The following is a 26,603-nucleotide window of genomic DNA, read 5'->3' as shown; positions in this document are numbered from 1 at the left end:
CCTCCTTGATTTGTGCTATGTTATTATATTTCTATTTTACCCTATCCAATTCCTGCTGAAACAGTAAAAATGTTAAACTTTTTTGTAAAATATGGAGGAAATGTGACACGGCGAATTTTGCAGAAATTTATGTTGACAAAAAAACATTGCCGTAAAGCCTTTTTGCTCGGCTAGATATCAATTACCAATTCTCTTAAAAAATATTGTATACTAATTACAAAAACCTAAGAAGGATGTGAGTGCAATGTCAAGTAAAAAAAACAAAGTAACAGAAGAACTGCATCCATATGATTACCAAGAGGAACGGTATGAATTAATAGAAGGAATCCGCTATGAAATGCAAGCAGCACCGATGATTAGACACCAACAACTAGTCACTTATTTTTGGAAATGTTTTGAAGATCTTTGTGCTCCTGAAGGTCTTGTGCTTACCGCACCAATCGACGTCAAGTTCGATGAGGAAAACGAATTCCAGCCTGATGTCGTTTATATTACGAACGAAAATCTTCATATTGTTACCGAAAAAAAGATTATTGGAGCCCCTGACATCATCATTGAAATCCTTTCACCTAGTACAAGCTACAATGACAAAATCCGCAAAAAAAGAGTATACGAGCGATTCGGTGTAAAAGAATATTGGATTGTCGACCCCGTTCATCTATACGTTGATCAACTTGTTCTTACAGATAAAAAATACCTTCTTGCTAACACATACGGATATATGGATGTTGTCCGATCGGAACTACTCTCCTGTATAAAAATTGACCTTGAAACTATTTTTAGTAAGTTGTTAGTGTTTGATAAGGATTAAACGGAAAACGGGGACTAAAACTTGTCCCCGTTTTTTATCTTTAATTTCTTTTATCAAAAAACATCCCGTCCATTGAAAGAGATTCATATGGATTCGAATACAATGTCGATTTTGCTCTTTTAACTTTTAACTCTTTAATATCCATTTTGATGTCAGCAAAAATTTTTTGAAGTTGGCTGTCAATGACCTGATTAAGTTGGACCATTTGCTGTCCTAGTTTATTTTCTTCCTCGTTAAAAGGAGGTTGAAGCCGCATATCCAAAAGGTTTTGGCGATCTTCAAGGAGTTTATTAATTCGTTCGATTTGCTCTTCACGATTATCCTTTGATTCTTGCTTTTGAACCTCACGGTAAAGTGCTTCTGTTATCTGGTACAGCTCTTGTATTACACTCACTATACTTGTCCACCAACTGCATATTTTTGCTGACGGCTAATACGGATAACTTCCTTCCACGTATCGCGGAACTCAGCAACATAGCCTTCTACTTCATTTAGAATTGCAATATCACTTTTTGTATTGGCCTCAATTAAACGACGCTTCATGTAATCATACATTTGCATCATATTTTTTCCTACTTCATAGTCCGTGTTCAATGTAACCATTAATTCAGTAATAATATTTTGTGCCTTTACTAGATTCATATGTTTTGTCTCTACATCTTTATTTTCAATCGCTATTTTAGCTTGTTTGATAAACTTTAAGCAGCCATTATAAAGCATTAACGTTAAGTCCCCAGGGGATGCTGTATTCACTGCGTTGTTTTGGTACGTTTGATATGGATTTACTGACATATCATCATTCACTCCTAGTAAAAATTAATTGCCTCCGCTAAATTGCTGCATCAGGTACGACGACTGAGAATTCGCACGTTGAATCGCTTTTTCCATTGCTGTGAATTGACGCCAGTAACGGTCTTCGATTTGTTTCAGGCGGTCCTCAAAATGATCAATTTGATCATCAACACTTTTTAAGCTTTTTCCTATCGTAAATTGCTCATTAGTAGAAAAAGCGTTACCAGCTCTTGCCTTCAATTTATCCATCGTTCCATTCACAGATTCATAAAGTCGGTGGATGATTCCTTTCTCGCTTTCTACGGAAGAATCCCCTCCGCTTCTAAATAACGCCTCCACAGCTTCAGGATTATTATTAATCGCTTCCTTCAATTTTGCTTCATTAATCTCAAGCTTACCGCCCTCTAAATAGTTGGCAGTGGTAGTAATTCCGATAGAAGCTAGTTGCCTATATAGCGGGTCTGTTTGGTTATTTGAAACTGGTGAATAAAAGTCTTGTCGCATAGAAGATAAGGCACCTGTTAAAATCGAGTCTCGACGCAACAAACCGCTTTTTGCTTTTTCTTCCCATTGCTCCTGCTGTTTATCACTCAACTGTTCACGCTGATCATCTGTTAACGGCGTATAACTTCGATATCTTTCTTCTGAAACTTTCTTATTTATCTTATCAATTAGCTCATTATATTTATCAACAAATGCCTTAATATTGTCGAAGACGGTGTTGCTGTCATTGTTAATAGCCAAAGTGGCTGTTTCCCCAGGTCCTTCCTTTTTAAGGGTAATGGTGACACCGTTCATGTCGAAGGTGTTGGACGAGCGGCTCGTTGTAAGACCGTTGATTGTAAATTCGGCGTTTGTTCCTTTCTGTTTCTTTGCACCATTATTAGTAATGTCATCATCATTTAATAATAATGAACTACCCAAGCTCCCTGAGACAGTCATATCATCTTCTGACGTTCCACCAAAGTTACCTGTCTCTTTTCTCATTAGTGAAATTTTATCTGATGCAGAATCATATAACATGGACACACCAGCATTAGATGCATTTACTCTATTAATGACCTGATTCAAAGTTTCAGAAGACTGAATCAAGAAATTCTCTTTTACTTCCCCTTTTGACGTTTGGGATGTAACGGAGAAATCTGTGTAGTTTTGAGTATACGTAACCTTTATTGTTGTTCCACTTGTCTGTTTATTATTAAAATGGATAGTACCTTTTTCATTATCAAATGTTCCCAAAACTTCATTATCGTTTTCACTATTAATAATATTTCCATTTGTATCAACCGAATAGCTTATACCGCCAATTTCCAGTTTGAACTGTATATCATTTTCATCAACTACACCATCATTATTTACATCCGACTTGATATTAATATTAGTCTTCGAAAGTTGAAAAGTTGTAGCATCAGCATCTAATGTAGTTTCTTCTACCTTTTTATCTGTGACATAATCAACTTTTACAATAGCTCCTTCTTTAATTGTGGTACCAAATTCTAAATTCCCCGTCTCATCAATCTTCACCTGATTTTTACTGACTTTGGGGTCTGTATCCAATTCCGCCACTACTTCATATGCAACCCCGTTGACTTTTACAGACATCGATGAAATACTATCAGTCAGGATCTTTACCCCGCTTTTTTCCAAGTCGAGATTTAAACCCGATGTTCCTCCATTGCCAGTTAAAGTTTTGCTTTCGACAGAACCTTGTTTCCAAGATATATTAGATGCAAAATTAGTTGTTTGTGAATCAAGTGATTTACTAGCGTCTATTTTGGGTCCACTATCCCCAGTAACTTTACCACTCACCCGATAGGCAGCAGTAGCTAGTTGAGTTACATTTGAAATCGTATAAGACCCCCTCGAAGCCGCACTTGAAGCCGTAGCCGTTGCCAGCGCTTCATTGGATGAAGTCACCGACCGTGCCCGATATTTCGTTGTCAGTTTCATTTGCGTTAATTCCGTACGGAAATCTAGAAGCGATGTATTCATTGAGCGATAATCATCCCGCTGCCATTCTAATGTTTGCTTCTTCTGTTTCAGCTTATCAAGCGGCATTCGTTCTGCCTTCATTAAGTTTTTTACAATTGAATCAATATCCATGCCACTGGCAAGACCACCAATTCGCATATTCATTTAATGCACACCACCTTAAATTTTTCGATCGACAACAAGTCCTAAGAAGTCCTTCATGGCCGCATACATATCTAACATTTTCTTAGATGGAATTTCACGAATGACTTCTTTTGTTTTTTCGTCGACAATTTGTACGTAGTACTCTTTCAATTCCTCATGCATTGTAAACTTTAATGTAGTATTAGTAGGCATTAAAAATTGATTCATACTTTTCACAATCTCTTCTAGTTTATCTTTGCTGACACTATCAGTTATCTCTTTTGGTTGCTCCTGATGTTTTGCTTTAACTTCAATGTTTTCCTTATTAATTTCGGGAGATGCCTTTTCTATAGTTTGACTTTTAATTTGCGAAGGAAAACTATGGGTTGACACATTGCTAATTTCCATTTTAAATTCTCCCTTCAAAGGAAGTTCATATTCTTATAGTTTATATCGGTTCACCCCTACTATCTTTCAAGTATTTGAGAAAGGAATTTTTCTCGTTACAACTGCTGTTAAAAAGTTGTCTTTTTGATATTAATTAGTCGAATTTTTAATATATTCAAGTAAAGGAATTTTTGGTAATATTCAAATTAGGTACTAAACTACTTTTTTGTCATGCGCAAAAGAAAGGAGCACAATATGAGCTTTAATATTGGGGGGCTTCCTGTTAACGGAATTATTGCGGATATTGTAAAAAGCAACAGAGAGGCAAATGAACAAGCGTTGAACCAAATGGTGCGGGAAGCAAAAAACGACCCTACAAAGACACTACGTGAAATCCAACAGCCATCACCTTTCAGTCAGTTTTTGGATATAAAAATATAATTTATTAACTATTATTGAAAACATGCGGTTAAACAAATACCGGTGTTTTTTATTTTGCACTGAAAATAAAGGACCCAACTCCTCACGAAAGGGTTGGGTGAAGAAGACAGGGAGCTTGCTATGTTAATAATTTTAAAATCATTTGTGATTGCTGGTTCGCTTGTGCAATCATTGCTAGTGCGACTTGAGAAAGTATAGATCTTTTCGTATATTCCATGATCTCTTTGGCCATATCCGCATCACGAATACGTGACTCTGCGGCTTGTAAGTTTTCTTCCGTATTCATTAGATTGGAGATTGTAAAATCCAAGCGGTTTTGATAGGCGCCGAGTTTAGAACGTTCTGATGAAACCTTTTTAATTGCACCGTCTAGACGTTCCAATGCCGATGTTGCTTTTTCATGTGTAGAAACATCTATGTAATTTTCACTGTTCGGGTCCTTACTTAACCCCAATGAATCTAAACCCATATCGTTAATTTCGATCAACATAGTTTGACCAGCATTCGCTCCGATTTGCAATGAAAACTTCGATTTTCGATCACTTTCTTTATTTTTCAATAAAGGTCGCGTATTAAATTCAGTTGTTTCACTAATATGTTGAATTCCATCCAGTAGTTGATTAATTTCATTTTGAATGGCTTCACGATCAGAAGCTGTATTTGTGTCATTTGCAGCTTGCACTGTCAGTTCCCTAACCCGCTGCAAAATCGCATGGGTCTCCCCCAAAGCGCCTTCAGCAGTTTGAATAAGCGAAATACCATCTTGTGCATTCCGTGCTGCTTGATTCAACCCCCGAATTTGCGCTCTCATTTTTTCTGAAATTGCCAATCCAGCCGCATCATCTGCAGCACGGTTAATTCTTAACCCAGAAGATAACCGCTCCAATGCACGTTGTTGCAAGCTTTGATGTTTCATATAGTTATAGTATGCCGTCAATGCGATTGGATTATGATTAATACGCATAAAGATACACCCTTACCTAGGTTATTAACTCAATCTGATTTCCATCCTTTTCCTTTTTATCGGCATGTAAGAAGTTTTATTAAGTTTACAATGAATCTTCAAACCCTCTTTAATCGTAAAATTTAGTGGGGAGTTTGATCGCAATGTTAATAACAAGTAAAAAGCTTTATATAAATGGTTTGGCGTATGCCTTGGTACTTGGCAAGAAATTTTATACACAAAGAGGAACATTTTTAATTATTCCAATTCACCTTATGGTTTCAATTTTATACTTTATTACAGATTTCATATTTAAATTAAAACATTCTGCAAGATCATTTATTTCTTGATTTTCACCCGAAAATCGATGAGTTCCATTAGTCATAATTCATCACCGACAGCAAAGAATTAGAAAATATTTCTGCGTTCAAGGGAATATACTGAATAATTGTGATGGGGTTTCAAAATCAACTTGTTCATATAAATCGGGGGGTGAATAATAGGAGAAATTCTTCAAACAGTTCCTAATGACATCTGTCCAAATTGGTCATAATCCGGATGGTTCACATTCAAATTCCATCAACACCTTTCAAGATTACATTGGTCCTATAGTCCTACAGTAGATTATAATTCGACAAATTAAAAAGAACAGGCATACCCGTGAACTAACCGACTTACCAGGGCGGTGCCTGTCACCCAGAACCCAGATGGCATGGTTTCTGGAAACCTTTTTATTTGTTCTCTATTATTTCAAGTTTTTTTAATTCTAACAATAAATCCTCCCGTCTAAAGGTTGCCGACAATCGTCTTAATTCAATTTTTTCATATCCATCCGAATATAACCTATTTAAGGATTTTATTAGTAATTCATTTCCTTGCTGAAAAAGTTGTTTCTTGTTGTTTTCGAAATAATCCTTAACTTCACCAAATGTAACATGCGTTAATTCTCTATACTCTTTGTTCGTTTCTTTTAAAATCAATTTACCAATAAGCATCGCTAAAAAGTATGTGCTATATGGCAAATGCGGGTATTGTTGTACAAGATTTTGTTGCTTTCGTAACCGATCACAATAGCGATAAATTCTTACTGCCATCACAAGTTGAGCACCATTTACATTATTAAACGCCTCATCGTAGAATCTACCAAATAACTCATTTTTCCTAAATTTATTACAAACCATTGTAATACCATTATTAAAAAAGTAAAAATCCCCTTGTTTTTCACTTAATAGCGTTTCTCTAATACTTTCATTTACTCTACTTTTTTCAGCCCTAAAAATTGCCTTACATTTTTCTCTAGTAGTCCATTCCCATGACGGTCCATTAACTCGGCAATTTCATTTACATTAATCTTTCCAATTAACACTCGTTTAAAATTCCCTTGCCTGCAAATCGTATTGAGTCCCTAATTGGCTTCGAGGCGCGTAAATCCCTCACAATAGCGTCATGTTTGTAATGTTCAAAACAACTTGATCACTAGAGAAACCAGAATTGTCGATTTGTTCCTGCCCTTGAGTATTCCAAGCTAATCCATTACTTAGACAGACACATTTAATAAATGGTATGTAGCCTTCAGACATCAATGAACGAATTTCTGCCACTTTCGTCTTTAAGGTTTCATTTAAGGTCATTTCTTTTGACGGATCAAAAATGGAGCGAATGCTACCGATCAATCGAACTAATGCATTCTCTGGAAAATGAGCATCTGTTGTCAATTTCCGACGATATTTCGCCTGAAAAATGGTTACAGTAAACTAGAAATTATCCGCATCCGATATATGAAGTGCATCAACTCCTGCATCATTTGCACCTTCCGTAAGCAACTCAGCAGCTTCAGATATATCCATTTTTAAATAAGAAGAAACCCCTAGTAATACAAATGCTTTGGATATTCTTCTCTCATCATCAAGATTCGTACCAAACCACTCATGATTATCATCAACGATTTTACGAACCCGCTGATCAACTATTTATTTATGAAGGTCCAAATTGTTCACCCACAATCTATTAGATCTTATACTAAATATCATACAAATGGATTACTTCTTAAACCTTTCGCTAAAAAGAATAACCATGTAGAAAAAAACGACAAATTTCGAGTAGCATAGTGACAAATCTATTATCCCCTCAAATTTTCACAGCAAGCTAGTCCAAACTTCAATGCTAATTGGGTTAGCTCATAGTAAGACCATTGTTTCACTTATAGATTTCATCATCATAGGTTTCGCCTTAGATGGTTTATCCTAGTCCTTGAACCTTCTCTACTCTCTCGAGACAGGAGCTTAGTTGTTAATTGCCCAATCTTTTCTTTTTTTTCAAACCATCACGCTTGTCGTTTCCAACTACGTTACGGCAAGAAAAGCTCTAAGGAGTTACTAGCAATTCACATGGAGTGGATTCGCATTAATAATATGCCATACTTATGTTCTTCAATTCTACAAACCTAGACATTTTTCGAGCAGTGACAGAAGCGAATATTCATCCCATCACCTAGTCTTTCTACTCTTCAATTAATTCAATTAGCATTTGTGTACGTAAATAAAGAAAGGCAATTTTTCGTTTATTAAACGCCACAGCTTCAATTGGTTCAACCACTAAAAGAGCTCCCTCGTTTGTTAAAAATTTAATCGCAGCATCAAGATTTTCAGTAGTAAAACATTGATGATACATTCGAATTCCCTTTTTCAAATAATTATTGATAGGTGATTCTTCATCAATAGCCTCTAACAACTCTATACGAAACTCTCCATTAACCATAAATACACCTTTAATTTTTTGATTAACGTCTTCAAATATAGATGATTCTTGGACATAGTTTAACATTTTATGTGCTTTTATTTCTTTATCAAGATTTTTGCATGCTAACCCAATATGATGAAATTTAAACATTTTATCAAGTTCCTTATATATATAGCTTCTTTTCAACAATTTTATATAAATCAGATGCATTCATTACTTCTGTTACTTCAATTGCACTAAAACGAATATCAAATTCTTCTTCAATCGCCATAATAATTTCTAAATGTTTTAATGAATCCCATGTTGCGTTACTTTCACGGCTCAAAAGTGATTCATCTACACTTTTTATTTCAAATACTTCTTGCAATATTTCATCGATTTTTTGTTTTATATTATTATTCATGCTTTTCAATAACCTCCGCTGGATAATCTAATAGCTTTGCCTCTAGCCTATTTTTAATATCAACTAAATTTTCAACATAATTTAAAGTTACAGATTGAATCCAATCAAGTGCAGGTTTGTTTCGTGGTCCTCTAACAGTATCAAATTGAACAAATTGAATATGCTCTTTTTGCAATTTCTTTAAAATAGAGTGCAACGCAGCATCCTCTACTTTTCTACCAAGAGCCCTACAACTAAATAGAATTTCCTCAAAACGTGCAGTTACACCATTGATATGACATATAAATACTCCAATTATTCCACTATAACTTAAAATATCTGAAAGTGTAATTGAATAAATTTTATAATCTTGGGATATAAATTTTTCCTCCATTTGACCTTTCGTCAACCGTTTCAATGCTAAATTAAACTGATTCGTTTTTTGTCCAAGTTCAAATATACGCTGCATGTGCCCTTTCTCATTTTCATATATACCAATTTGCATCTGCAAGCTATTTAAATAGGCATTACCATCCACCGCGTTTGCCTGAAGTACTTGCCTTTTTTGATTGGCTAAAATATCTTGTTGACGCTGTTCAGCCATTTCATCTTTTTTCAACGAATACAATCTTGGGTAATTAATCAAGCGATGCACCGTTTCTTTCCCAGTTGCATCTGCCAATAGTAAATGAATCGCAGGAAGATCTGACACCACATGCATCAATTCCGCAGGATTATCATCAATAAAAAGCATTGACGAAACATCAAAATTAAATTTCTTAGCCATAATCTTGATATTTTCTGCCTTACTACTCCAATTAGCTTCTATAAAAGTAAAATCATTTCTTTGTAGTGGAAAGTCCGTTCGTTTTTCAAATAACTCTAGGACATCCATCTCATTATTTTTTGAACTAATCGCCAGTAAAATGCCATTTTCTTTAAGATTCTTTAATACTTTCTGTAATTGTATATGTTCCTCAGTTAAATGAATTCCATCATTACCATCTTCCCCTAAAACACCGCTATAAAGTGTATTATCCAAATCTACAACAATTGCTTTCAGTTTTGGTTCTAGCATTGCTGGCAAGAGGTTTAAGGAAATATACCTTGCAACTTGCAAAGTTAGTTGATTTGAGAAAGGATAATTACTTACTTTGTCATTTCTAGAATCATATGAACTCATGCCAATCTGGCTACTTAGCAAATCTAAATCGATTATTTCAAGCTGCTTAAACTCCTGCTTTAATCGCTCAAGTTGCACATTAAACTGATAAATCCACCCTCGTTTTGATAGATTTGCACTATATTGCTTCTCATCCAATTGCCAAAAACTCGGCCAATTATTGACTAAAATTGAACAATTGCTTTTTGTTTTTATAAGCCGCTCAGAAAACCATATTGCGCATTGTTCTGGACTCATATTTTCCATATATAGGCGCCAATCCATCCAAAAAATATACACATCTATATCATCTTCTCTAGAAATTTGCGCCAACGACGTATCATAATCTGAATATGAAAAAATACCCTCCTTATCCCAAAGAGAGAGAAAAGGGGGCATAAACTTGGCAATATATTCAAATGGAAGAGTGCGTTCAATAGATAACTTAATTGATTTTAAAGTATTTATCTCAAAGCTAAACTTTTTTACGTCACGTGAATTCAATTCTGGATTTAAAAGACAACAAAATTGAGTCAATTTCATCATTATTCTTCACCCGTTTCTCTTATCATCAAAATTAATTTCAGATAAAAAATAAATTTATATATCTCTTTATAACCTTAAAATGCTTTACTTCAAAATACACAAAAAATCTCTTCAAGTGGAATGCAGTTTTCGTATTTAAACCCAATGAAATAAAATAATATTGGAAATCAAGACTGTTCCACTATTTTTAGGGTTTGTTAATAATCAGTTTCTAAAACACCAAAAATGATATGATGTATAGGCTTAATTTATTCTACCACAATGTATGAAACATATGGTGTTAAAGATGATCTCCTCAATTTGCAATTGCGTACTCCTATGACCTCAAGAAACGCTTGTGTTTCACCTGGAAATCCAGGATGATTTAATTCATCAAAAGCAATAATCGAGCCTTTTGTAACTCTATCTTTGATTAATTCTAAACACTTTTTAGTCGGCTCATATATATCAAAATCAAAATAAGCAAATGCAATGATTGTTTCAGTATGTTGTTCTATGTATTCTTTTAATGTAACTATTGCATCACCTTTAATTAATATAGATTTTTTAATATGTGCAACTGGGCTTTCAGATTCATGATAATTTAATAATTGCTGTAAATATTCTTCATAATATGGTGTAACATTGTAATCTCCTATTCGATTTAATTTACCATCCTTTTTGTGCACGCTTGGAAAACCTTCAAAAGTATCAAAACCTATGATTTTTCTTGTATAATTATAAGGCTCGTATATCGCTCTAAATATTTCGAATAAACATAAGTTTTGTCCCCATCTAACCCCGAATTCCATTACTACACCATTCACATCAATAATTTTCTTATATAATTCATGCATTAATAGTATTCTAGATAAATTTTGGCGATTGATAAATAGGCCAAGATTATTTAATATTTCATCTTCAGGCAACGGATTATTTTTGTACAATTCATAAAAGGAGGCCCTATTCCTTTTTTCACTATCACTGGCAAAGCTAGCATTAAAATTATTGTCCATATAATCACCTTTACTTTTTTATTCTAGGCATATAATTACCTTCGAGTCTATTAACTGCTCTAATATAGAAATTAAGTCTGTTGCAGGCACATTTATAATATCTGCAATTTCAATTAAATCATGTTTACCATCAGCATAAGCAATAAAGTTCATCATCGTCCGTACTTGTTTACCTGATTCCTTTGTGCTGAGTGTTGGATATAATCCCCGCTTTCCTAACTGCGGCTCGCAAAAACAAGTAACCTGATAGTAAGCATTTTTTTCTATTAATTCTAGACAATCAGTATATACATCATAGCAACCCTGTAGACCAGCGGGCGTAACTAGTTCTAAATTATCAAGCGACGTATGATATTCGGGATATTGACCAAATTTAGTACGCATAATACTTGCAATTGGGAGATCCACTCCTGGACTACAATATTGCCGTTCATCACTACCACGATCTAAAAACGTATAACGTATAAAATCAGGGTGCTTATACTTTAACACGTTTAGTGCCACTCTATCTGACAAAGTATCACCACTTCTTGAGGGCAGATAAGAAAATTCACGTTCATCTCCTACACAAGAAATATTATAACCAGCAATCACATTTTGTTTTAAATGTTGAAGATGCTTACTTAAATACGTTATCGAGCCAATTGTTTCAGGAATAAATACAATTCGATATGTATATCTTCGTGGTTTCTGCAAAATCCATTTAATAAGCTGTGTTGCCATTACTGGGCCTGATAATTCATTATTTGCCATTGATGGGTGACATATATAGGTTGATAGAAAAACCTCTTTTTCAGACTCACCTGGAATAACAACTTCACCGTATGTTAGGGACCCCACTTTCAGCTCGCTATCAATAAATACATGATAAGTTCCTTTTTTTAAGGTTTGACGCTGGTTATGTGTTATACAAAATCCCCATCTCTCTTTATAATATGATGTAACATACGGAATTGCATCTGGCTGATTCTCCAGTGAATACAGATGTTCCTGAAGCTCTTCTAATGTAATTTTCCTATTTACTGGGATTGAATATCCAACTACATGTAAATTATGCTCTTTAAAATCAACAACTTTATTACCCTCTGGATCGATTATGTAGGCATCACGAATATTCCACTCTCTTGGAATCTCCCAATCAAATACTTTTGTTCCAGAAGGCACCTCTACAATACTTAATGGAATATGTTGCTGTAGGATAGACAATGTTTGGCGTATTCCTTCACCTGTAATACTACGGCAAATTGGAAAGAGCCGACTCATGAGTTCATACATTATTTTTCCTTCACTTTTTACAGCATTCATAATATTCATCATAACCTTCCTATTCAGTCACTATATGAAGCCTTTTTCCTCCATTGTACACAATATCATCTTTTATAATTCTATAAGCCTTTGGCAAATCAATTAAATAAAAGTCTACTGTATTGATAATAAAATGATGGGAGGCCCCCTGCCTTTCAAGCTCATTTCCTATAGGATTTATCTGTGTAAATACTTCTGGTTTGAGATTTCGTACATACATCGAATAGGTACGCACATCCTCTATACCATCTTCATTAATATAAGGAGCAGTAAAATTTTTATGATAACGATACGGGGCTTTTTCCATTTCTTCCACATGATGTACAAAGGTAAACGACCTTTGATAATCTAGTCCAATTATTAACATTTTTGCATTTTGTTTATGCAAGTAGCCAAATGGGGAATCGCTACCAAATGAACTAACATTTTCCAAGTTACATAAATACCGCTGATCCTTTCCCCATACAGCAAAAGAATAAATTGGATGCTTTGTACGTTTGAAATCCTTTCTTTTTAACGCTACTGTTGTTAGAGCACCCGTCTTGGAAGGCGTTTTATTATAATCAAAGCCAACACCCTTACAAAAGTCCCAATTATAGGTTGGGAACATAATAGTACCGTTGTCACCAACTTTTTCAATGATACAATCAATAAAATTTTCAGCATTAAACTTTTCACCATTACGTAGTGATTCTAATGCTAATAGAGTAACATCTGAACCGATTAATAATATATCTCCAGCTCCGATTTCTATTTTAAAAAAAATTTCATTTAATGATTTATAACTCATAATAGCTACCACCTCATTGGTGCTCCTTTGGCTAAATTAGTCTTTGCTGTTTTACCCAAAATAACTTAAAAATACATCGGCTCTAATCCACACCTAGACCTTACTATTCTAATATTCTCATTTATATATGTTTTACCAGCTTTAATTTTTGCTACATAAAGGAAGCTACAGTATTTTAGAGCGGAAACCCCACCCGCTATATGTTGCACCCTAAGCCCAGTCGCTCTGAAAGGCTTGTAGAACTAAAATAACTCCCACGATAATGGCGTACCTTTCTTTATGTCTACTTTTGCTTTTTTCCCAAGTACGTTTTTAAAATGCTTAGGTGCCAGACCAAATCCTGGGCGAATCGCTCTTATATTCTCTTTTGTTAAAATCTCACCTGCACAAATGTCTTCGGCAACATATAACGAACGTCGATCCTTTAATGATGCTTGCTCCGCTTTTGTTGGACCATAGCTGATTGCTCCAAGACTTTTCCATGCCTTTTCTGTTTCCGTCACTAAGGCTTTCATCTCATCTGGCTCCATTGAAAACGCCGCGTCTGTTCCACCTTCGGCCCTTGAGGTGGTAAAATGCTTCTCAATCACCGTTGCGCCTAATACAACACTGGCAACACCGACCCCTATACCCATCGTATGATCGGACAATCCTACTTCACATTGGAACAATTCCCTTATATGCGGAAGGGTTAAAAGATTAGAATTTTCTGGTGAAGCCGGGTATGTACTTGTACATTTCAAAAGGATTATATCTTTGCAGCCTGCCTGTCTTGCCGCCCACACTGTTTCATCCAACTCCGCAACGGTTGCCATTCCGGTTGAGATAATAAGAGGCTTTCCTGTAGAAGCTGCTTTCTCAATCAGCGGTATATCCGTATTTTCAAAAGAAGCAATCTTGTAACAGGGCACATCTAGTTTTTCTAAAAAATCAACTGCTGTTTCATCAAAAGGCGAACTAAAAGCAATAAGCCCCAACTCCCGGCAACGTTTAAAAATCGCTTCATGCCATTCCCAAGGAGTATACGCTTCTTTATATAAATCATAATAGGATTTACCCTTCCATAAACTGTCTGGGTTGTTAATGAAAAACTCGCCTTTATTGATATCTAGCGTCATGGTATCAGCCGTATAGGTTTGTAGTTTGAGTGCATCAACCCCTGCTTCGGCTGCTGCTTCAACGATTTGCAACGCTTTTTCTAATGATTGATTATGGTTGCCGGACATCTCCGCAATGATAAAGGGTTTATAACCTTTTCCTATTTGCCGGTTGCCAATTTTCAATTTGATCACCTCATTAATGTAGGTTGTAACGTTATTATCTAAGAATGTTTATGATTGCCTCAATAACTGGATGTGTCCGATATTTTACATCCGATTTCAGCAGCTGCTTTGCTTTTATCGACATATTCTTCAGAACATCAGGATTTTCGATGGCGTTATTTATTATATCGACAAGATTTGAAACTGTTACATTTTCATGCCATCCTAAATTCCAAACCGCACCATATTTAGCAGCTGCTTCCGTTGAAGCTTTCTGATTTTCAGCGACAACCGTTATTATTGATGGTAATCCAAGGTAACAGCGTTCCCACATTGTTACACCGCCTGCCCCTAACGCTAAATCCGCTTTTTTCATCAATTGAGCAAGATAATCGATTTGTACATAAAAATGAAAGTTCCGATCACGGCACCTATTTTCAATTAATTTTAGATTAGCATTAGACAATCCGACCACAATACGGATAGTAAGATCAGTAAGTTTAATTTGATCCAGTGCCTCTAACACTTTCACTGTTTCATTTGTTGGATCGGAGCCTCCATAAAAAATTAAAAGATCTTGAATTGGTTTGCATTTTTTATCGATGACTGTATTCTCTTCATAAAATTCCGGCCGCAGCAATAAATATTTGAGCCCAAGGAGTTTGTTACAACCCGTCGGAACTAAATCATCATATCTTATTTCAAAATTTTTAAAATAATTTTGGTCAAGAAGGATATCACAATCATGCTTTCGATTAGCTAAATCATCTATGACCATAATATTTGGGATAGCTGTTCGTACAGCTTGCTCCCATAGCGAATCAATAAGATAATGGTCAATGATTACAATATCAAATTTCAATCCGTTAAATTCTAGTAAAAGCAAGGTTTCCTGCGCATCTTTTTGTTGATCAAACGTTTGTTTAAGATGTGGAAGTCGTAAGCAGTGATAACCTTTTGCTTCTATAAGTCCGCAAAGGTGACCTTTTAGCTCCCGACAAACAAAATAGACCGTTGCCCCCTCCTTCCTAAGCATATCAGCAAAAGTTAAACAACGCATAATATGACCGGAACCTATTTCAGTAGAGGCGTCTGCTCGGATAAGAATTTGCATACATTCACCTCAATTAAATCACCTGCTTCTGCTGAATATGGGCATTTAGCTTCGCTATTTCCGGATGCTCTACTAGAAAATTCACAACTGTTTGCGACAACACTAGCTTGTCCCCTTGAAAATAATCAGCAACAGCCTGGCAGAGCTTATAGTCTTCCTCAGTGTCCAATGTAATCCGCAGTTCTGGATGTTTCTTCACTTCTGGCACTTCTAAAGAAATTGCTTTAAATTGCTGAGGATGCTCATAGGCATAATATGTAACATGTTCACGATGGCGCGGCTCATGGCCATTTTCAAAAATATATTCTAAGGCTGAAAAGGAAATCATTTCAACCGCCAGCCCTCGCGGCAAACTTCCATTAAGAAGTACGATATCGGCAGGATGCTCTTTCATTTCAGCAATTACTTCATTCGCAAGCTCGTAATCAACAAATGGACAGTCAGCCGTCACGCGAATGACATAATCAACTGGTTTGTATTGAAGTGCACACTCATAATATCGGGATAGAACATCATCCTCTGACCCACGGAAACACGAAACATTGTTTTGTAAACACCATTGTTCAACTGCATCATCTTGCGAAAGAATTGACGTAGCTACTATCACTTCCTCCACATTTTCAACCAGCTTACATCTTGATACAACAAAATCCAGCACAACACTTCCACCAAGCGGCTTCATAATTTTTCCTGGAAGACGTGTTGACCCCATGCGGGCTTGGATAATTATAACTGTTTTCATGGATTGTGCACCTCTATATAATTTCAAAGATAATTTATCCTATTATATTATCTTAAACCACTGATATAAAAAATTTACTTAGGGTAAAACATTTCATTTTTATTTTTTAAAAGTTTTTCTTTTTCCTCAATTTCTAAAATCCAATCTTTTGGATAACGAATTAACCTTTTTTCACTTTTACTTCTCTCAAATGATATGTCATCCAAATTAAATCCTCTAACTTCTAGCAAAAACCAATAAAAACTATCTAAGCCAACTGCAATACTTAACGTTGATGCTCCGCCAAATCTAGGGTTACACTCAATGAAATGAATGTTACCTTCAAGATCAACTATTACCTGCATTATTATATGTCCATAAAATTTCAATTCAGAGGCAAATTGTTCACAAAGTATCTCTAACCGTGTAAAGTTAATAGTAGTAGTAATTTGTGACTCACCATTTAGAACTAAATCCCTTTTTCTTACCACACTGCCTTTAATCTTACCCACCATATCAATAAAAATATCAACACTATATTCTTGACCTTTTATAAAAGGCTGGAAAATAGGCTTTTTTAAATATTTAGCATGTCTAATAGCTTCTTGCTTAGTTAAATTTATACCTATTTTTTTTGCTCCAGCACCATACCGTTCTTTTACAACAAAACTATCACAAGTAAGATCTTCAATATCAACATAGGTATTTATTACTGGATATCCCATTTCTTTTGCAATCGAAAAATAAGCAAGCTTATCAAGACAATTTTTAATTGTAGTTTCATCTGAAATCATTGCATTAATATTATTCTCACGCAATAATTCTCTATATTTTGAGAAAAACACCAACTCTCCATCCCTAGTTGGAATAATCGCTTTAATATCATTAGATTTACAATATGTTATTAGGTCTTCTATTTTTAATTCGTTTAATAATGGCATATGCCAAAAATTGTCGACAAAAAATTTTCCGATTGCCTCACTGTTACTATCTGCGCCATATATTAAACTATTTATACCAAGCTTATTGCCTGCTTTTTGAACTTCATTTATTAAAGGAATTTTCCTTGAAATACTTGTTACCAAAACATTCAACTAAAAATCAGCTCCAGTTCTCTAGCAATTCGATTAACGAATATATTTCTTTATCGGCCTCATATGTCTTATTGAGTCTTGTTTTCGCATGATCACCAACTGGACGAACAATTCTGATAGTGTGCATTCCTAATTTCTTTGCAGTTACAAAATCTTTATTTGGGTTATCTCCAATATATACACATTTTTCAATTGGCACATTAAGTATTTTCGCAGCCTTTTTATATGGAGCCGCATTGGGTTTCCAATATTCAAAACCTAAATCATCAGTTACTATAATAACATCTATTAATTCATCTAATTTTAATGATTTAATCTTTCTCCATTGCATAGTCGAATTCCCATCAGTGATTAAACCCATCGGTATTTTCTTAGTATTAAAATACGATAGTACTTCCTTAGCATCATCGTATAATTCTAATTTGGGTTGATGTTCTCTGTATACTTGAACTAGTTTTGCTATATCAAAAGGGATACTAAGGTTTTCACAAACAATATCAAAAACTTTCCCTCTTCCATGTGATAGCCAGACATTAATGAAATTATTATAAATTAACCCTGCATTTGCGGTGTTATTTTTGCTAGTAATAAAATTAGCTACTGACTTAAACCCCGATCGAACATAATCATGTTCACAATATAACGTATCATCAAGATCAAAGATTGGAATTAAAGTTTTATACATATTCTTCTTCCTTTTATCGATAGCAAATTCTAATGATTTAGACGTTCTTCCAAATGTTCAAGGTACTTCGATAAATGGGTTATGCTCCCAACTCATTGGTCTGAGCCAAAATAAGTGGTTTGTGAAGTTATCTTCATTCAGGAGATTCTTCTTATATTACGATTTAGATTGGAATAACTAACTTGTTATGCTTTTTATACTAAGTAAGACCTTGTCTTAACATAAACTCCATATAATATTAATAACCCATTTTTTTAACTTGATAAAAACAGAATTATTTAACCCTAAACAAATGAACTTTCATTAATTTGCTCTACTTCCGATTATAAATTAAGACCTCATTTACTGCCGATATAACATCATTCACATCATCTTCTGTCATTGCAGGAAAAAGTGGTAATGTAATAATTTCCTCATACAATTTTTCCGCATTTGGACATACCCCTCTTTGATAACCACATTTCATATAATATGGATGAAAATAGACGGGAATATAATGCACATTAACTCCGATATTCCGCTTTTGTAATGATTCAAAAATTTCTTTTCTACTTTCTTTTAATTTTTCCAAGTCTAGCCGAATGATATATAGGTGCCAACTTGATGATCCTTCTTTATTTTGATATGGAATTTTTATTTCATCCATATCTTTAAATGCCTCATTATATATTGATACATATTTTTTCCTAAAATTAACAAACTTATCAATCTTCTTCAATTGACTAATACCAAGAGATGCTTGAATATCTGTCATTCGATAATTATAGCCTAAAAATTGCATTTCATAATACCAAGGTCCTTGTTCAATATCATTTAATTTAATTTTATCCCTTGTTATCCCGTGGCTACGAAACTGGAGAAGCTTTTCATAATAATCTTTGTTATTAGTTGTAATGACCCCACCCTCACCTGTTGTTATATGTTTAACTGGATGGAAGCTGAACATGGTCATATCACTAATAGACCCGATTCTTTTACCCTTATACGTTGCACCTAATGCATGTGCTGCATCCTCTATTACAGCTAAATTATGTTTTTTAGCAATAGAAATAATTTCATCTAGCGCAACGGGTTGTCCAGTAAAATCTACTGGTATAATCGCTTTTGTTCTACTTGTTATTTTCCTTTCTATTTCAACTGGGTCAATATTGTATGTTTTATTATCGATGTCTGCAAATACTGGCTTTCCCCGTTGGTAGAGGATACAATTTGCACTTGCTACAAATGTCATAGGCGTTGTAATAACTTCATCTCCATCACCTATTCCTGCGGCAAAACAAGCACCATGCAGTGCAGCAGTTCCGTTTGAAAAAGATACTGCATATTTTGCTCCAACGTAATTTGCAACGGCAGTTTCAAATTCAGAAACATAAGGTCCAGTAGTTAAATAATCACCACGTAGTACCCTAATAACCGACTCAATATCCTCTTCATCAATCCATTGTCTACCATACGGTAAATAGGAATCCCTGACTGGTTTGAAATTCCCCATCTCTATTCGCCTCTATTCAATGAAACTGCATATCCTCAACTAATTCTCTTAACTCATCAACAGATAGCCATTTTGTGTTTGTGTCACTCGTATATTTAAACCCTTCTTCTAATGATTTACCAGCAGCTGTGTACCCTTCAGACCACCACGGGAATTCCGGTTGAATAATATAATATGTATCAAATTCTTTCGTATGGCGGGCATCGTCTTCTGTAATCATCGATTCATGAAGTTTTTCCCCTGGGCGGATGCCTACTATTTCAATTTCACAGTCTGGTGCAACTGCTTTTGCAAGATCTATTACCTTCATACTTGGAATTTTAGGGACAAAGATTTCCCCACCATGCATGCGCTCAAGGTTATCTAACACAAATTGTACCCCTTGGTCTAAAGTTATCCAAAACCGCGTCATACGTTCATCTGTTACTGGAATTTTGCCCGTTCCTTTAATTTTTTTAAAGAAAGGTACCACACTTCCCCTGCTACCTACAACATTCCCATAACGTACCACAGAAAATCGTGTATCTTTTCCCCCAACATAAGCATTGGCTGCGACAAATAGTTTATCTGACGCTAATTTTGTAGCTCCGTATAAATTAATCGGGCTACAGGCTTTATCGGTACTTAAAGCAATTACCCTTTTTACTCCTTTATCAATTGCCGCTTCTATAATATTTTGCGCACCGTGAATATTCGTTTTAACTGCCTCAAAGGGATTATATTCACAGGCTCCTACATGCTTTAAAGCTGCTGCATGAATAACAATATCTACACTGTCAAACGCCCGGTAAAGTCTGTCTTTATCACGCACATCGCCAATAAAAAAACGTATACGTGAATCAGTATACTCCCTAGACATTTCATACTGTTTCAATTCATCACGACTGAATACAATGACTTTCTTAACATCAAACTCAAGTACTTTCTGAATGAATTTCTTACCAAATGAGCCCGTACCACCTGTAACTAATATTGTTTTTCCTGATAGCATTGTTTTTCCCTCGCAATTGTATCGACATTTGCATTATGCAATTTATTATACTTGGTTATTTTCCAAAATTTATCGGGCTTTGCAATAAATTAAAAAACTATATTATTATAGTTAAAATTTACGAAATTAACCCTGAGAACGTTATAAATAAAATCATATTTTCTATTAAATATAATTTTTTAGTACATCATTTATATAATCTTCTATTTGTTCAACGCAAACAATAGTAGGAATTAACATCTTTATTTGAATCTCTTTATTCTTAAGTATATTTTTGGCATTAATTACTTGTTCAACTCCATTTATATCCCAAAGGAATTTTACAACAATAGATTGCAGGTTATGCCTTAATAAATCATGTCGTATAATCTCATTCATTATATAATTTGATTTTTGTAGCTCTTTAATAGCCTTCGTTAACTTCTTTTGTGAACTTGAATAATTAATTTTTAATTCCTTAATACTTTTAAGCTGATCTGTACATTTTTCTTTAAATGTAGAAAAGTAATCTAATTCTTTATAAAGAGCATCCTTCATATCTCCAATATTTATACCGTATGTATTGATGGTCTTAACCATTCTTTCGACTGAATCAATCTCTTCCAAACAATACGTATCTATTGTTTCTTTCAAGGGCTTTTGAACGGTAAAGCTAATTTTAGCTCCTCCTTCAGTTGCATTGATAACAAATAGTTGTTGATTACTAATTTGCGCTTCAAACCACTGTTTAAAATATCCCCATATATAAGTTGTACTTACTAATCCTCCATAGTAACCTTCTATTTTATAATCTTGGATTAAAGACTCAGCTTTTTGATCTTGAACTTTACTTTCATATATTGTTCCTGATGCGTGAGATTCTCCCTCTTTAGAGCCATATGCTAGATCTTGCCCTACAAGAATTATCGGTGATGCTCCTATATGCATGGCTAATCCGAAAGCAACATGAGCACAAGAAGACCCCATTTCGATAAAGCTATCATCGTTTAGTACTAATAATTGTTTTAACCAATTATACTCTGCCACTCCTTTTCTCATTGGTAATATTATTTCCCCTTGAAACTCCGAAAAAATTCGGGTATCTAAGAGTGGAGGGCCTACAAGAGTTACTTCCTTAGGAATATTTTTATCCTTATAAAAGTATTCATATACTTCTGGAACCCGTTCAACTGAACATACAAAATCAGGAACAATATCCTCTATTAATAACTTGTTAACTATCGTATCAACTGCAATAATAACTGCTTTATTTTTTGCCCTTTTAAGTTCCTTAATATTCTTATTTAAGGATGGACCAGCCGAAACAACAATAGCTGGTTTATCTTTATATCTATTTTTTAATTGAGAAACATCCTTTGACTTTTCGAGCCATTTTAAATTTTCAAGATTATTTTTTAGTCCATCCAAACCATCTTCTATGCTATTTCCTACTGATAAAATAAGATTTCTGACTACCTCTCGAATGATTTGTAAGCACTGCTTCGTTATCTCCATATCATATTTCCGATAATAATCCGTTTGATAAAAGTTAATATTTTTTGCTAATCCAAGTAACCCATAATTCGAAAAGAAACCTCGAATAAAATCATTCAACCGTTCGATATTATCAGAAAATAATATAACATTTTTATTTTGGAATAGATCTAGGTTTTTATAATATAAAACATAGTTTAAAAAAGATAAATTTGGTTCTATGACAACTAAAAACGAATCCTTATTAATTCTTTTATATAATTCTTTCAGTTCATTAATCGAATTAATCCCGATTACAAAGATAATTTCTTTTTTTAATGGGGTAATATTGTATGTTTTATCGTATAAATCCTCTGTTCTATATACTTTACCGTACTTATCTTTAAAATATTCAGCTCTTGAATCCTCTGAAGAAATAAATTCATGCGTAATAGATGAAGGAGTTAAGTTTCCAATCCAATGCATTTCATTTTGTTGTAGAATTTCTATGTTTTTATCAATTAGCATACCTTCACCTTCCAAACATTATTTTACCTGAATTTTAAGGGAAATATATTTTATTAAAAAAGGATCGAGGAAATTCCCCGATCCTCTTCCTTTTATCATTAACGTAATAATTGAAGAACACCTTGTGGTTGTTGGTTTGCCTGAGCCAACATAGCTTGAGCAGCTTGAGAAAGAATTGAATTCTTTGTTTGAGCCATCATCTCTTTCGCCATATCTACGTCACGGATACGAGATTCCGCAGCTGTTAGGTTTTCAGAAGACGTACTCAAGTTATTGATTGTATGTTCTAAGCGGTTTTGTATAGCACCAAGTTTACTACGTTCGGAAGATACGTTCTTAATAGCTTTATCCAAGCTTTCAAGAGCATTTGAAGCTCCAGCTTGTGTAGAAACATCAACACCTGCAATTCCTAGAGCTGCAGAACGCATATCATTAATACCAAATGTAATAGTTTGGCCTTTATTTGCACCAATTTGGAAGGTCATTCCCCCATTACCTGATGCATCAGTTTGTGCTGAAGATAAGCCTAGGTCCTTGACTGTAGTTTCTCCAACTTTATCAGATAACTTAACTGGACCTGTTTCACTAACAATTTCAAACCGACCATCTTTTGTAACATTTACTTTGACGTCAGCAATAAAACCAGGATTCGCATTTGAAGTAGCTCCTGCGGTATTGTTTGCATTAGAAATCGCATTATTAATAGCTGTTTGTAATAAATCGGCCGCAGTTGACATGTCAGAACCATTTGCGATTCCTGCGCCAGTGAGTGTAACCTCCATCGTTACACCATTAATATCTGCAATAAAACTAGAAGTTGCACTTGCAATAGTTGTTCCATTATATTTATTTGTTCCAGCAGTTGATGTCCCTGCTCCACCAAGAGCTTGATTTAATACACCCGCACTACCTGCTTCAATTTTAGAATTCGTTCCTTCGGATCCACTAGTTAGTGTAATAGCACCCCCACTTAGATAACCACTTACATGGGCAACTCCGGTGCCAGATTGATCAATGGCCTCGTTAATTTTACTTACCATTAAATCAAGCGCTTTTTGTTGAGAAGTGGCATCACTGCTAGCGCCGTTTTTAATAATATTTTGCTCATCTGTACTTAAGTTCTGCCAATTTACAGTAATTTCAGTGCCATCAATTTTAAGAGTTTCAGCTACAAAAGACGTTGAGAATGCAGACGATGATAGTGTATGGGATCCGGAGACTGTAAGGGTTCCAGCTGCTAATTTACCAACAGTAGAACCAGTCGTTGTATTTTGTCCAACTGATGCACCACCAGCAGATTTCAAGTTACCATTCAACAACTTCTGTGTATTAAATTCTGTAGTATTACCGATACGGTCAATCTCTTGTTTTAATTGAGTTACTTCATCTTGAATTGCTTTACGATCCTCAGCAGTGTTCGTGCCATTTGCAGATTGGTCGGCAAGTTCACGTACACGTTGAAGGATTGAATGCGTTTCATTCAAAGCACCTTCAGCTGTTTGAATCATTGAAATACCGTCTTGAGCATTTGCAGATGCTTGATCTAAACCACGTACTTGTGCACGCATTTTTTCGGAGATTGCAAGACCCGCTGCATCGTCCCCAGCTTTGTTAATACGAAGACCTGAAGATAATTTCTCCATTGATTTAGTTTGACCTGTTGATGCGGTATTCAACTGACGATACGTGTTCAACGCTGCAATGTTGTGATTAATTCTCATTTTAATTTCCTCCTTGAATTGTCGTTTATTCACATCCATGTGAATTTTGGTTAAGTTAGCCATTAAAGTCGGCCGCCTTTAATGGCTAACTTGTACAATTTATATATCGACATTATTTTTGGAAGTTTAATAGTTTTATAATAAATATTTTTTAATGATGATTTCTTTAGACAACTAAAAATCCCACTTAGATTTACTTGCTTTTCTAAGTGGGTTAGATTTATTTTTTCCGAATCTGTAATGATAAACCTTTAAGTGAATCGATCGATACTTCTGATGCTGCTTGGTGGTTTTCTTCTTGAATTGCCAAATAGATTTCTTTTCTATGTATTTCTATTTGTCTTGGGGCGTTGATGCCGATTTTAACTTGATCACCTTCAACAGAAAGGATTGTAAGTTCAATATCATCACCGATTTGGATGGATTGATTTGGTTTTCTTGTAAGTACAAGCATTATTTCCCCTCCTTGCTTATTGCGGTTGGGGTTTTGATGATGTGGTGCTTTGTTGTGTATTTTTCGTTGTTTAGGATGATTTGTTTTCCCAGTTGATCTTTGACGTTGATAACGATTGGGCCACTTAGGTTTGTGGTTGTGTTTTCGAATGGCTCTTGGACGGTTAGAATTGTATAGATTGCTACTTGGTCTTCGCTTTTGATTTTCAATTTTTGAATAGTTGATTCGGATAAATCAACGGTATAATCTGTAAAGTAATCGAATGGGCTAATGATTACAAATCCTAAACTTGGTGTTGTTAAGGATTGCAAGATTAGGAATGGGCTGTCTTCGTCTAATGGTATGATGACAAATTGTTTTTCATCTTCGAAGCTTGGGATGCCTTCTTTAAATTGAATGATGGCTTTGTCTTCTATTTCCATTTCACCATGGTATTTTGTATTTATTTTCATTTATCTCACCATTTCTTTTTAATTTTTAAAAGCAGACTGATATTTATGAAAAAAAGCTATCAAGTTGCAGATAGCTTTTTCATCTTAAAAAGTCCATTAATGTTGGTTGGATGATCCGGGCTCCTGCCGCTAATGAGGCGCGATGGATGCCTTCTTGGGTTATTAAATCGATAATGGCTTGTTCAAAGTCGATGTCTTCGTTGTCTGATACGGTTTTTTCAGCGGTGATTTTCTGCTCCTGCAGACGGTTTTCTACTAATTCAGCCCTGTTTTGGCGTGCACCTAGTTCTGATCTCGTCGATACAACACCGTTAGAGATTTTATCTAATGATTCAAGTGCTTTTGTGATATCTGTGCCTTTAGTATCCGGATTTACCAACATTTTTTTGATAGATTCCAACCCACTAAAAAGTTCGATTGAGAAGGCATCTTGTGGTCGGACGTTTACTGGAATTTTGACACCCTTCATGACTTCTACTTCAAAATCCTGGGTATTCGTGGATATAGCATTTTTATTGGCAATAGCCAAATTATCTCCATTTATTCTTTCTTCTGTTGTTGTATTAGATGTATTTGTATATTTATGGGTGATATCCCCTGTCGTTATATCGATTGTAATTGTGTTTCCAGCTGTAGATTTATATTCAAGTTTATCAGCTGTACTATTATCTTTGTCATATTGGAATGTATAGCCTTGATAATTGACTACGTAATTTTCCGGATCAATGGCACTTGCCGCAATATCAGATTTAAACGTGTTAAATTCAACGAACAATGAATCTTCCTTAACTGGTGCTGTACCAATATCGGTTCCATTAAAAATATAATTCTCACCAACTTTTGTATTTGCGACTGATGCTAGATGTTTTTGTAACTGTTCAATCTCTTTCGCAATATTTCCACGTGCAGCTGAGTCATAGGTGTCGTTTGATGCTTGCACGACTAATTCTCGGACACGCTCTAATACTTTTGCTGTTTCATCAAGGGCAGAATCTGTATTTTCCAACCAAGTAAAGCCTTCGGTTAGATTCCGATAAAATTGCTTGACCTCCGTTAATTGACTTCGATATCGCATCCCTTTCATAGCAACAACAGGATCATCAGAAGGGCGGGTTATTTTTTTGCCTGTATTAATTTGGTCTTGTAACTTCGCTAAGCGTTCATAGTTTTTACTTATATAACTGAGGTTGCTGTTCGTTAACATATTTTGTGTAACTCGCACTATTTTT

27 protein-coding genes and 1 pseudogene are annotated in these 26,603 nt (G+C 34.9%); 2 read left to right on the top strand and 26 right to left on the bottom strand.

Annotation, left to right across the window (positions count from 1 at the left end):
* Window positions 1-244: 244 nt before the first annotated feature.
* Window positions 245-811, top strand: coding sequence for a Uma2 family endonuclease (locus tag BAZO_RS07275; RefSeq protein WP_003330728.1), 567 nt, complete (start codon window positions 245-247; stop codon window positions 809-811).
* A gap of 40 nt (window positions 812-851) precedes the next feature.
* Here BAZO_RS07275 and fliT read toward each other — a convergent pair whose 3' ends face one another.
* From fliT to flaG, 4 genes are read right to left on the bottom strand one after another with little or no spacing between them, the layout of a single operon-like run.
* Window positions 852-1,205, bottom strand: a complete 354-nt coding sequence (gene fliT / locus BAZO_RS07270) for a flagellar protein FliT (protein ID WP_003330727.1) — start codon at window positions 1,203-1,205, stop codon at window positions 852-854.
* A complete protein-coding gene (gene fliS, locus BAZO_RS07265) occupies window positions 1,205-1,603 on the bottom strand; it encodes a flagellar export chaperone FliS (protein WP_003330726.1) in 399 nt (132 codons plus the stop codon). The genes fliT and fliS overlap by 1 nt, the downstream gene beginning before the upstream one ends.
* A 24-nt stretch (window positions 1,604-1,627) precedes the next feature.
* Entirely contained in the window at window positions 1,628-3,739 is a 2,112-nt protein-coding gene (gene fliD / locus BAZO_RS07260) for a flagellar filament capping protein FliD (RefSeq protein ID WP_003330725.1), read from the bottom strand.
* A gap of 15 nt (window positions 3,740-3,754) precedes the next feature.
* On the bottom strand, window positions 3,755-4,126 hold the full coding sequence (flaG, locus tag BAZO_RS07255) for a flagellar protein FlaG (protein WP_003330724.1): 372 nt from the start codon (window positions 4,124-4,126) through the stop codon (window positions 3,755-3,757).
* A gap of 234 nt (window positions 4,127-4,360) precedes the next feature.
* Here flaG and BAZO_RS07250 point away from each other — a divergent pair, with 234 nt between their 5' ends.
* A complete protein-coding gene (locus tag BAZO_RS07250; RefSeq protein WP_003330723.1) occupies window positions 4,361-4,546 on the top strand; it encodes a hypothetical protein in 186 nt (61 codons plus the stop codon).
* 118 nt (window positions 4,547-4,664) lie between these two features.
* On the opposite strand, the gene BAZO_RS07245 is transcribed toward BAZO_RS07250, so the two are convergent.
* The 22 genes and pseudogenes from BAZO_RS07245 to flgL all read right to left on the bottom strand — a co-directional run bounded on the left by BAZO_RS07245 (window position 4,665) and on the right by flgL (window position 26,596).
* On the bottom strand, window positions 4,665-5,510 hold the full coding sequence (locus tag BAZO_RS07245; protein ID WP_003330722.1) for a flagellin N-terminal helical domain-containing protein: 846 nt from the start codon (window positions 5,508-5,510) through the stop codon (window positions 4,665-4,667).
* A gap of 710 nt (window positions 5,511-6,220) precedes the next feature.
* Window positions 6,221-6,583 carry a hypothetical protein gene (locus BAZO_RS07235; protein ID WP_235786712.1) on the bottom strand — a complete coding sequence of 121 codons (363 nt, stop codon included), beginning with the start codon at window positions 6,581-6,583 and terminating at the stop codon, window positions 6,221-6,223.
* Between the two features lie 54 nt (window positions 6,584-6,637).
* Window positions 6,638-6,733, bottom strand: a pseudogene (locus tag BAZO_RS23385) (AIPR family protein); the annotation flags it as partial.
* Window positions 6,734-6,922: 189 nt separating this feature from the next.
* Entirely contained in the window at window positions 6,923-7,204 is a 282-nt protein-coding gene (locus BAZO_RS07230; RefSeq protein ID WP_003330718.1) for a hypothetical protein, read from the bottom strand.
* 784 nt (window positions 7,205-7,988) lie between these two features.
* Complete coding sequence (locus BAZO_RS07225) at window positions 7,989-8,378, bottom strand: VOC family protein (protein ID WP_003330717.1); 390 nt, start codon at window positions 8,376-8,378, stop codon at window positions 7,989-7,991.
* A gap of 13 nt (window positions 8,379-8,391) precedes the next feature.
* On the bottom strand, window positions 8,392-8,640 hold the full coding sequence (locus tag BAZO_RS07220) for an acyl carrier protein (protein ID WP_157382087.1): 249 nt from the start codon (window positions 8,638-8,640) through the stop codon (window positions 8,392-8,394).
* The gene (locus tag BAZO_RS07215) at window positions 8,624-10,318 is read right to left on the bottom strand and encodes an HAD-IIIC family phosphatase (RefSeq protein ID WP_039957148.1); all 1,695 of its coding nucleotides are present in this window, start codon (window positions 10,316-10,318) and stop codon (window positions 8,624-8,626) included. Before BAZO_RS07215 ends, BAZO_RS07220 begins: the two co-directional genes overlap by 17 nt.
* 248 nt (window positions 10,319-10,566) lie before the next feature.
* Entirely contained in the window at window positions 10,567-11,313 is a 747-nt protein-coding gene (locus BAZO_RS07210; protein ID WP_003330714.1) for a TylF/MycF/NovP-related O-methyltransferase, read from the bottom strand.
* A gap of 18 nt (window positions 11,314-11,331) precedes the next feature.
* Entirely contained in the window at window positions 11,332-12,627 is a 1,296-nt protein-coding gene (locus tag BAZO_RS07205; protein WP_003330713.1) for a DUF4910 domain-containing protein, read from the bottom strand.
* Between the two features lie 10 nt (window positions 12,628-12,637).
* Entirely contained in the window at window positions 12,638-13,408 is a 771-nt protein-coding gene (locus BAZO_RS07200; RefSeq protein WP_003330712.1) for an AAC(3) family N-acetyltransferase, read from the bottom strand.
* A 242-nt stretch (window positions 13,409-13,650) separates the two neighbouring features.
* Window positions 13,651-14,700, bottom strand: a complete 1,050-nt coding sequence (gene pseI, locus BAZO_RS07195; protein ID WP_039957147.1) for a pseudaminic acid synthase — start codon at window positions 14,698-14,700, stop codon at window positions 13,651-13,653.
* Between the two features lie 25 nt (window positions 14,701-14,725).
* A complete protein-coding gene (gene pseG, locus BAZO_RS07190; protein WP_003330710.1) occupies window positions 14,726-15,784 on the bottom strand; it encodes a UDP-2,4-diacetamido-2,4,6-trideoxy-beta-L-altropyranose hydrolase in 1,059 nt (352 codons plus the stop codon).
* Between the two features lie 13 nt (window positions 15,785-15,797).
* Window positions 15,798-16,526, bottom strand: a complete 729-nt coding sequence (locus BAZO_RS07185; protein ID WP_003330709.1) for a cytidylyltransferase domain-containing protein — start codon at window positions 16,524-16,526, stop codon at window positions 15,798-15,800.
* Window positions 16,527-16,600: 74 nt separating this feature from the next.
* The gene (locus BAZO_RS07180) at window positions 16,601-17,599 is read right to left on the bottom strand and encodes an ATP-grasp domain-containing protein (RefSeq protein WP_003330708.1); all 999 of its coding nucleotides are present in this window, start codon (window positions 17,597-17,599) and stop codon (window positions 16,601-16,603) included.
* Between the two features lie 7 nt (window positions 17,600-17,606).
* Complete coding sequence (locus tag BAZO_RS07175; RefSeq protein ID WP_003330707.1) at window positions 17,607-18,284, bottom strand: HAD family hydrolase; 678 nt, start codon at window positions 18,282-18,284, stop codon at window positions 17,607-17,609.
* Between the two features lie 313 nt (window positions 18,285-18,597).
* Entirely contained in the window at window positions 18,598-19,776 is a 1,179-nt protein-coding gene (gene pseC, locus BAZO_RS07170; RefSeq protein WP_003330706.1) for a UDP-4-amino-4,6-dideoxy-N-acetyl-beta-L-altrosamine transaminase, read from the bottom strand.
* Window positions 19,777-19,792: 16 nt separating this feature from the next.
* On the bottom strand, window positions 19,793-20,767 hold the full coding sequence (pseB, locus tag BAZO_RS07165; protein ID WP_003330705.1) for a UDP-N-acetylglucosamine 4,6-dehydratase (inverting): 975 nt from the start codon (window positions 20,765-20,767) through the stop codon (window positions 19,793-19,795).
* Between the two features lie 165 nt (window positions 20,768-20,932).
* Window positions 20,933-22,762 carry a motility associated factor glycosyltransferase family protein gene (locus BAZO_RS07160; protein WP_003330704.1) on the bottom strand — a complete coding sequence of 610 codons (1,830 nt, stop codon included), beginning with the start codon at window positions 22,760-22,762 and terminating at the stop codon, window positions 20,933-20,935.
* Between the two features lie 83 nt (window positions 22,763-22,845).
* Window positions 22,846-24,468, bottom strand: coding sequence for a flagellin N-terminal helical domain-containing protein (locus tag BAZO_RS07155; protein ID WP_039957145.1), 1,623 nt, complete (start codon window positions 24,466-24,468; stop codon window positions 22,846-22,848).
* Window positions 24,469-24,688: 220 nt separating this feature from the next.
* Window positions 24,689-24,922 carry a carbon storage regulator CsrA gene (gene csrA / locus BAZO_RS07150; protein WP_003330702.1) on the bottom strand — a complete coding sequence of 78 codons (234 nt, stop codon included), beginning with the start codon at window positions 24,920-24,922 and terminating at the stop codon, window positions 24,689-24,691.
* Window positions 24,922-25,374, bottom strand: a complete 453-nt coding sequence (gene fliW, locus BAZO_RS07145) for a flagellar assembly protein FliW (RefSeq protein ID WP_003330700.1) — start codon at window positions 25,372-25,374, stop codon at window positions 24,922-24,924. Before fliW ends, csrA begins: the two co-directional genes overlap by 1 nt.
* A 79-nt stretch (window positions 25,375-25,453) precedes the next feature.
* Window positions 25,454-26,596, bottom strand: a complete 1,143-nt coding sequence (gene flgL / locus BAZO_RS07140; RefSeq protein WP_003330699.1) for a flagellar hook-associated protein FlgL — start codon at window positions 26,594-26,596, stop codon at window positions 25,454-25,456.
* Window positions 26,597-26,603 lie beyond the last annotated feature (7 nt).

Source organism: Schinkia azotoformans LMG 9581, from assembly GCF_000307855.1.
Lineage (GTDB): Bacteria > Bacillota > Bacilli > Bacillales > Bacillaceae_J > Schinkia > Schinkia azotoformans.
Note: the sequence above shows the minus strand (reverse complement) of the source record. Positions and strands in the feature narration are given on the sequence as shown.

Coding starts and splice junctions, on each gene's coding strand:
- BAZO_RS07275 (WP_003330728.1), top strand. CDS start 245: ATGTCAAGTAAAAAAAACAAAGTAACAGAAGAACTGCATCCATATGAT.
- fliS (WP_003330726.1), bottom strand. CDS start 1,603: ATGTCAGTAAATCCATATCAAACGTACCAAAACAACGCAGTGAATACA.
- fliD (WP_003330725.1), bottom strand. CDS start 3,739: ATGAATATGCGAATTGGTGGTCTTGCCAGTGGCATGGATATTGATTCA.
- flaG (WP_003330724.1), bottom strand. CDS start 4,126: ATGGAAATTAGCAATGTGTCAACCCATAGTTTTCCTTCGCAAATTAAA.
- BAZO_RS07250 (WP_003330723.1), top strand. CDS start 4,361: ATGAGCTTTAATATTGGGGGGCTTCCTGTTAACGGAATTATTGCGGAT.
- BAZO_RS07245 (WP_003330722.1), bottom strand. CDS start 5,510: ATGCGTATTAATCATAATCCAATCGCATTGACGGCATACTATAACTAT.
- BAZO_RS07235 (WP_235786712.1), bottom strand. CDS start 6,583: ATGGCAGTAAGAATTTATCGCTATTGTGATCGGTTACGAAAGCAACAA.
- BAZO_RS07225 (WP_003330717.1), bottom strand. CDS start 8,378: ATGTTTAAATTTCATCATATTGGGTTAGCATGCAAAAATCTTGATAAA.
- BAZO_RS07215 (WP_039957148.1), bottom strand. CDS start 10,318: ATGATGAAATTGACTCAATTTTGTTGTCTTTTAAATCCAGAATTGAAT.
- BAZO_RS07210 (WP_003330714.1), bottom strand. CDS start 11,313: ATGGACAATAATTTTAATGCTAGCTTTGCCAGTGATAGTGAAAAAAGG.
- BAZO_RS07205 (WP_003330713.1), bottom strand. CDS start 12,627: ATGAATATTATGAATGCTGTAAAAAGTGAAGGAAAAATAATGTATGAA.
- BAZO_RS07200 (WP_003330712.1), bottom strand. CDS start 13,408: ATGAGTTATAAATCATTAAATGAAATTTTTTTTAAAATAGAAATCGGA.
- pseG (WP_003330710.1), bottom strand. CDS start 15,784: ATGCAAATTCTTATCCGAGCAGACGCCTCTACTGAAATAGGTTCCGGT.
- BAZO_RS07185 (WP_003330709.1), bottom strand. CDS start 16,526: ATGAAAACAGTTATAATTATCCAAGCCCGCATGGGGTCAACACGTCTT.
- BAZO_RS07175 (WP_003330707.1), bottom strand. CDS start 18,284: ATGTATAAAACTTTAATTCCAATCTTTGATCTTGATGATACGTTATAT.
- pseC (WP_003330706.1), bottom strand. CDS start 19,776: ATGGGGAATTTCAAACCAGTCAGGGATTCCTATTTACCGTATGGTAGA.
- pseB (WP_003330705.1), bottom strand. CDS start 20,767: ATGCTATCAGGAAAAACAATATTAGTTACAGGTGGTACGGGCTCATTT.
- BAZO_RS07155 (WP_039957145.1), bottom strand. CDS start 24,468: ATGAGAATTAATCACAACATTGCAGCGTTGAACACGTATCGTCAGTTG.
- csrA (WP_003330702.1), bottom strand. CDS start 24,922: ATGCTTGTACTTACAAGAAAACCAAATCAATCCATCCAAATCGGTGAT.
- fliW (WP_003330700.1), bottom strand. CDS start 25,374: ATGAAAATAAATACAAAATACCATGGTGAAATGGAAATAGAAGACAAA.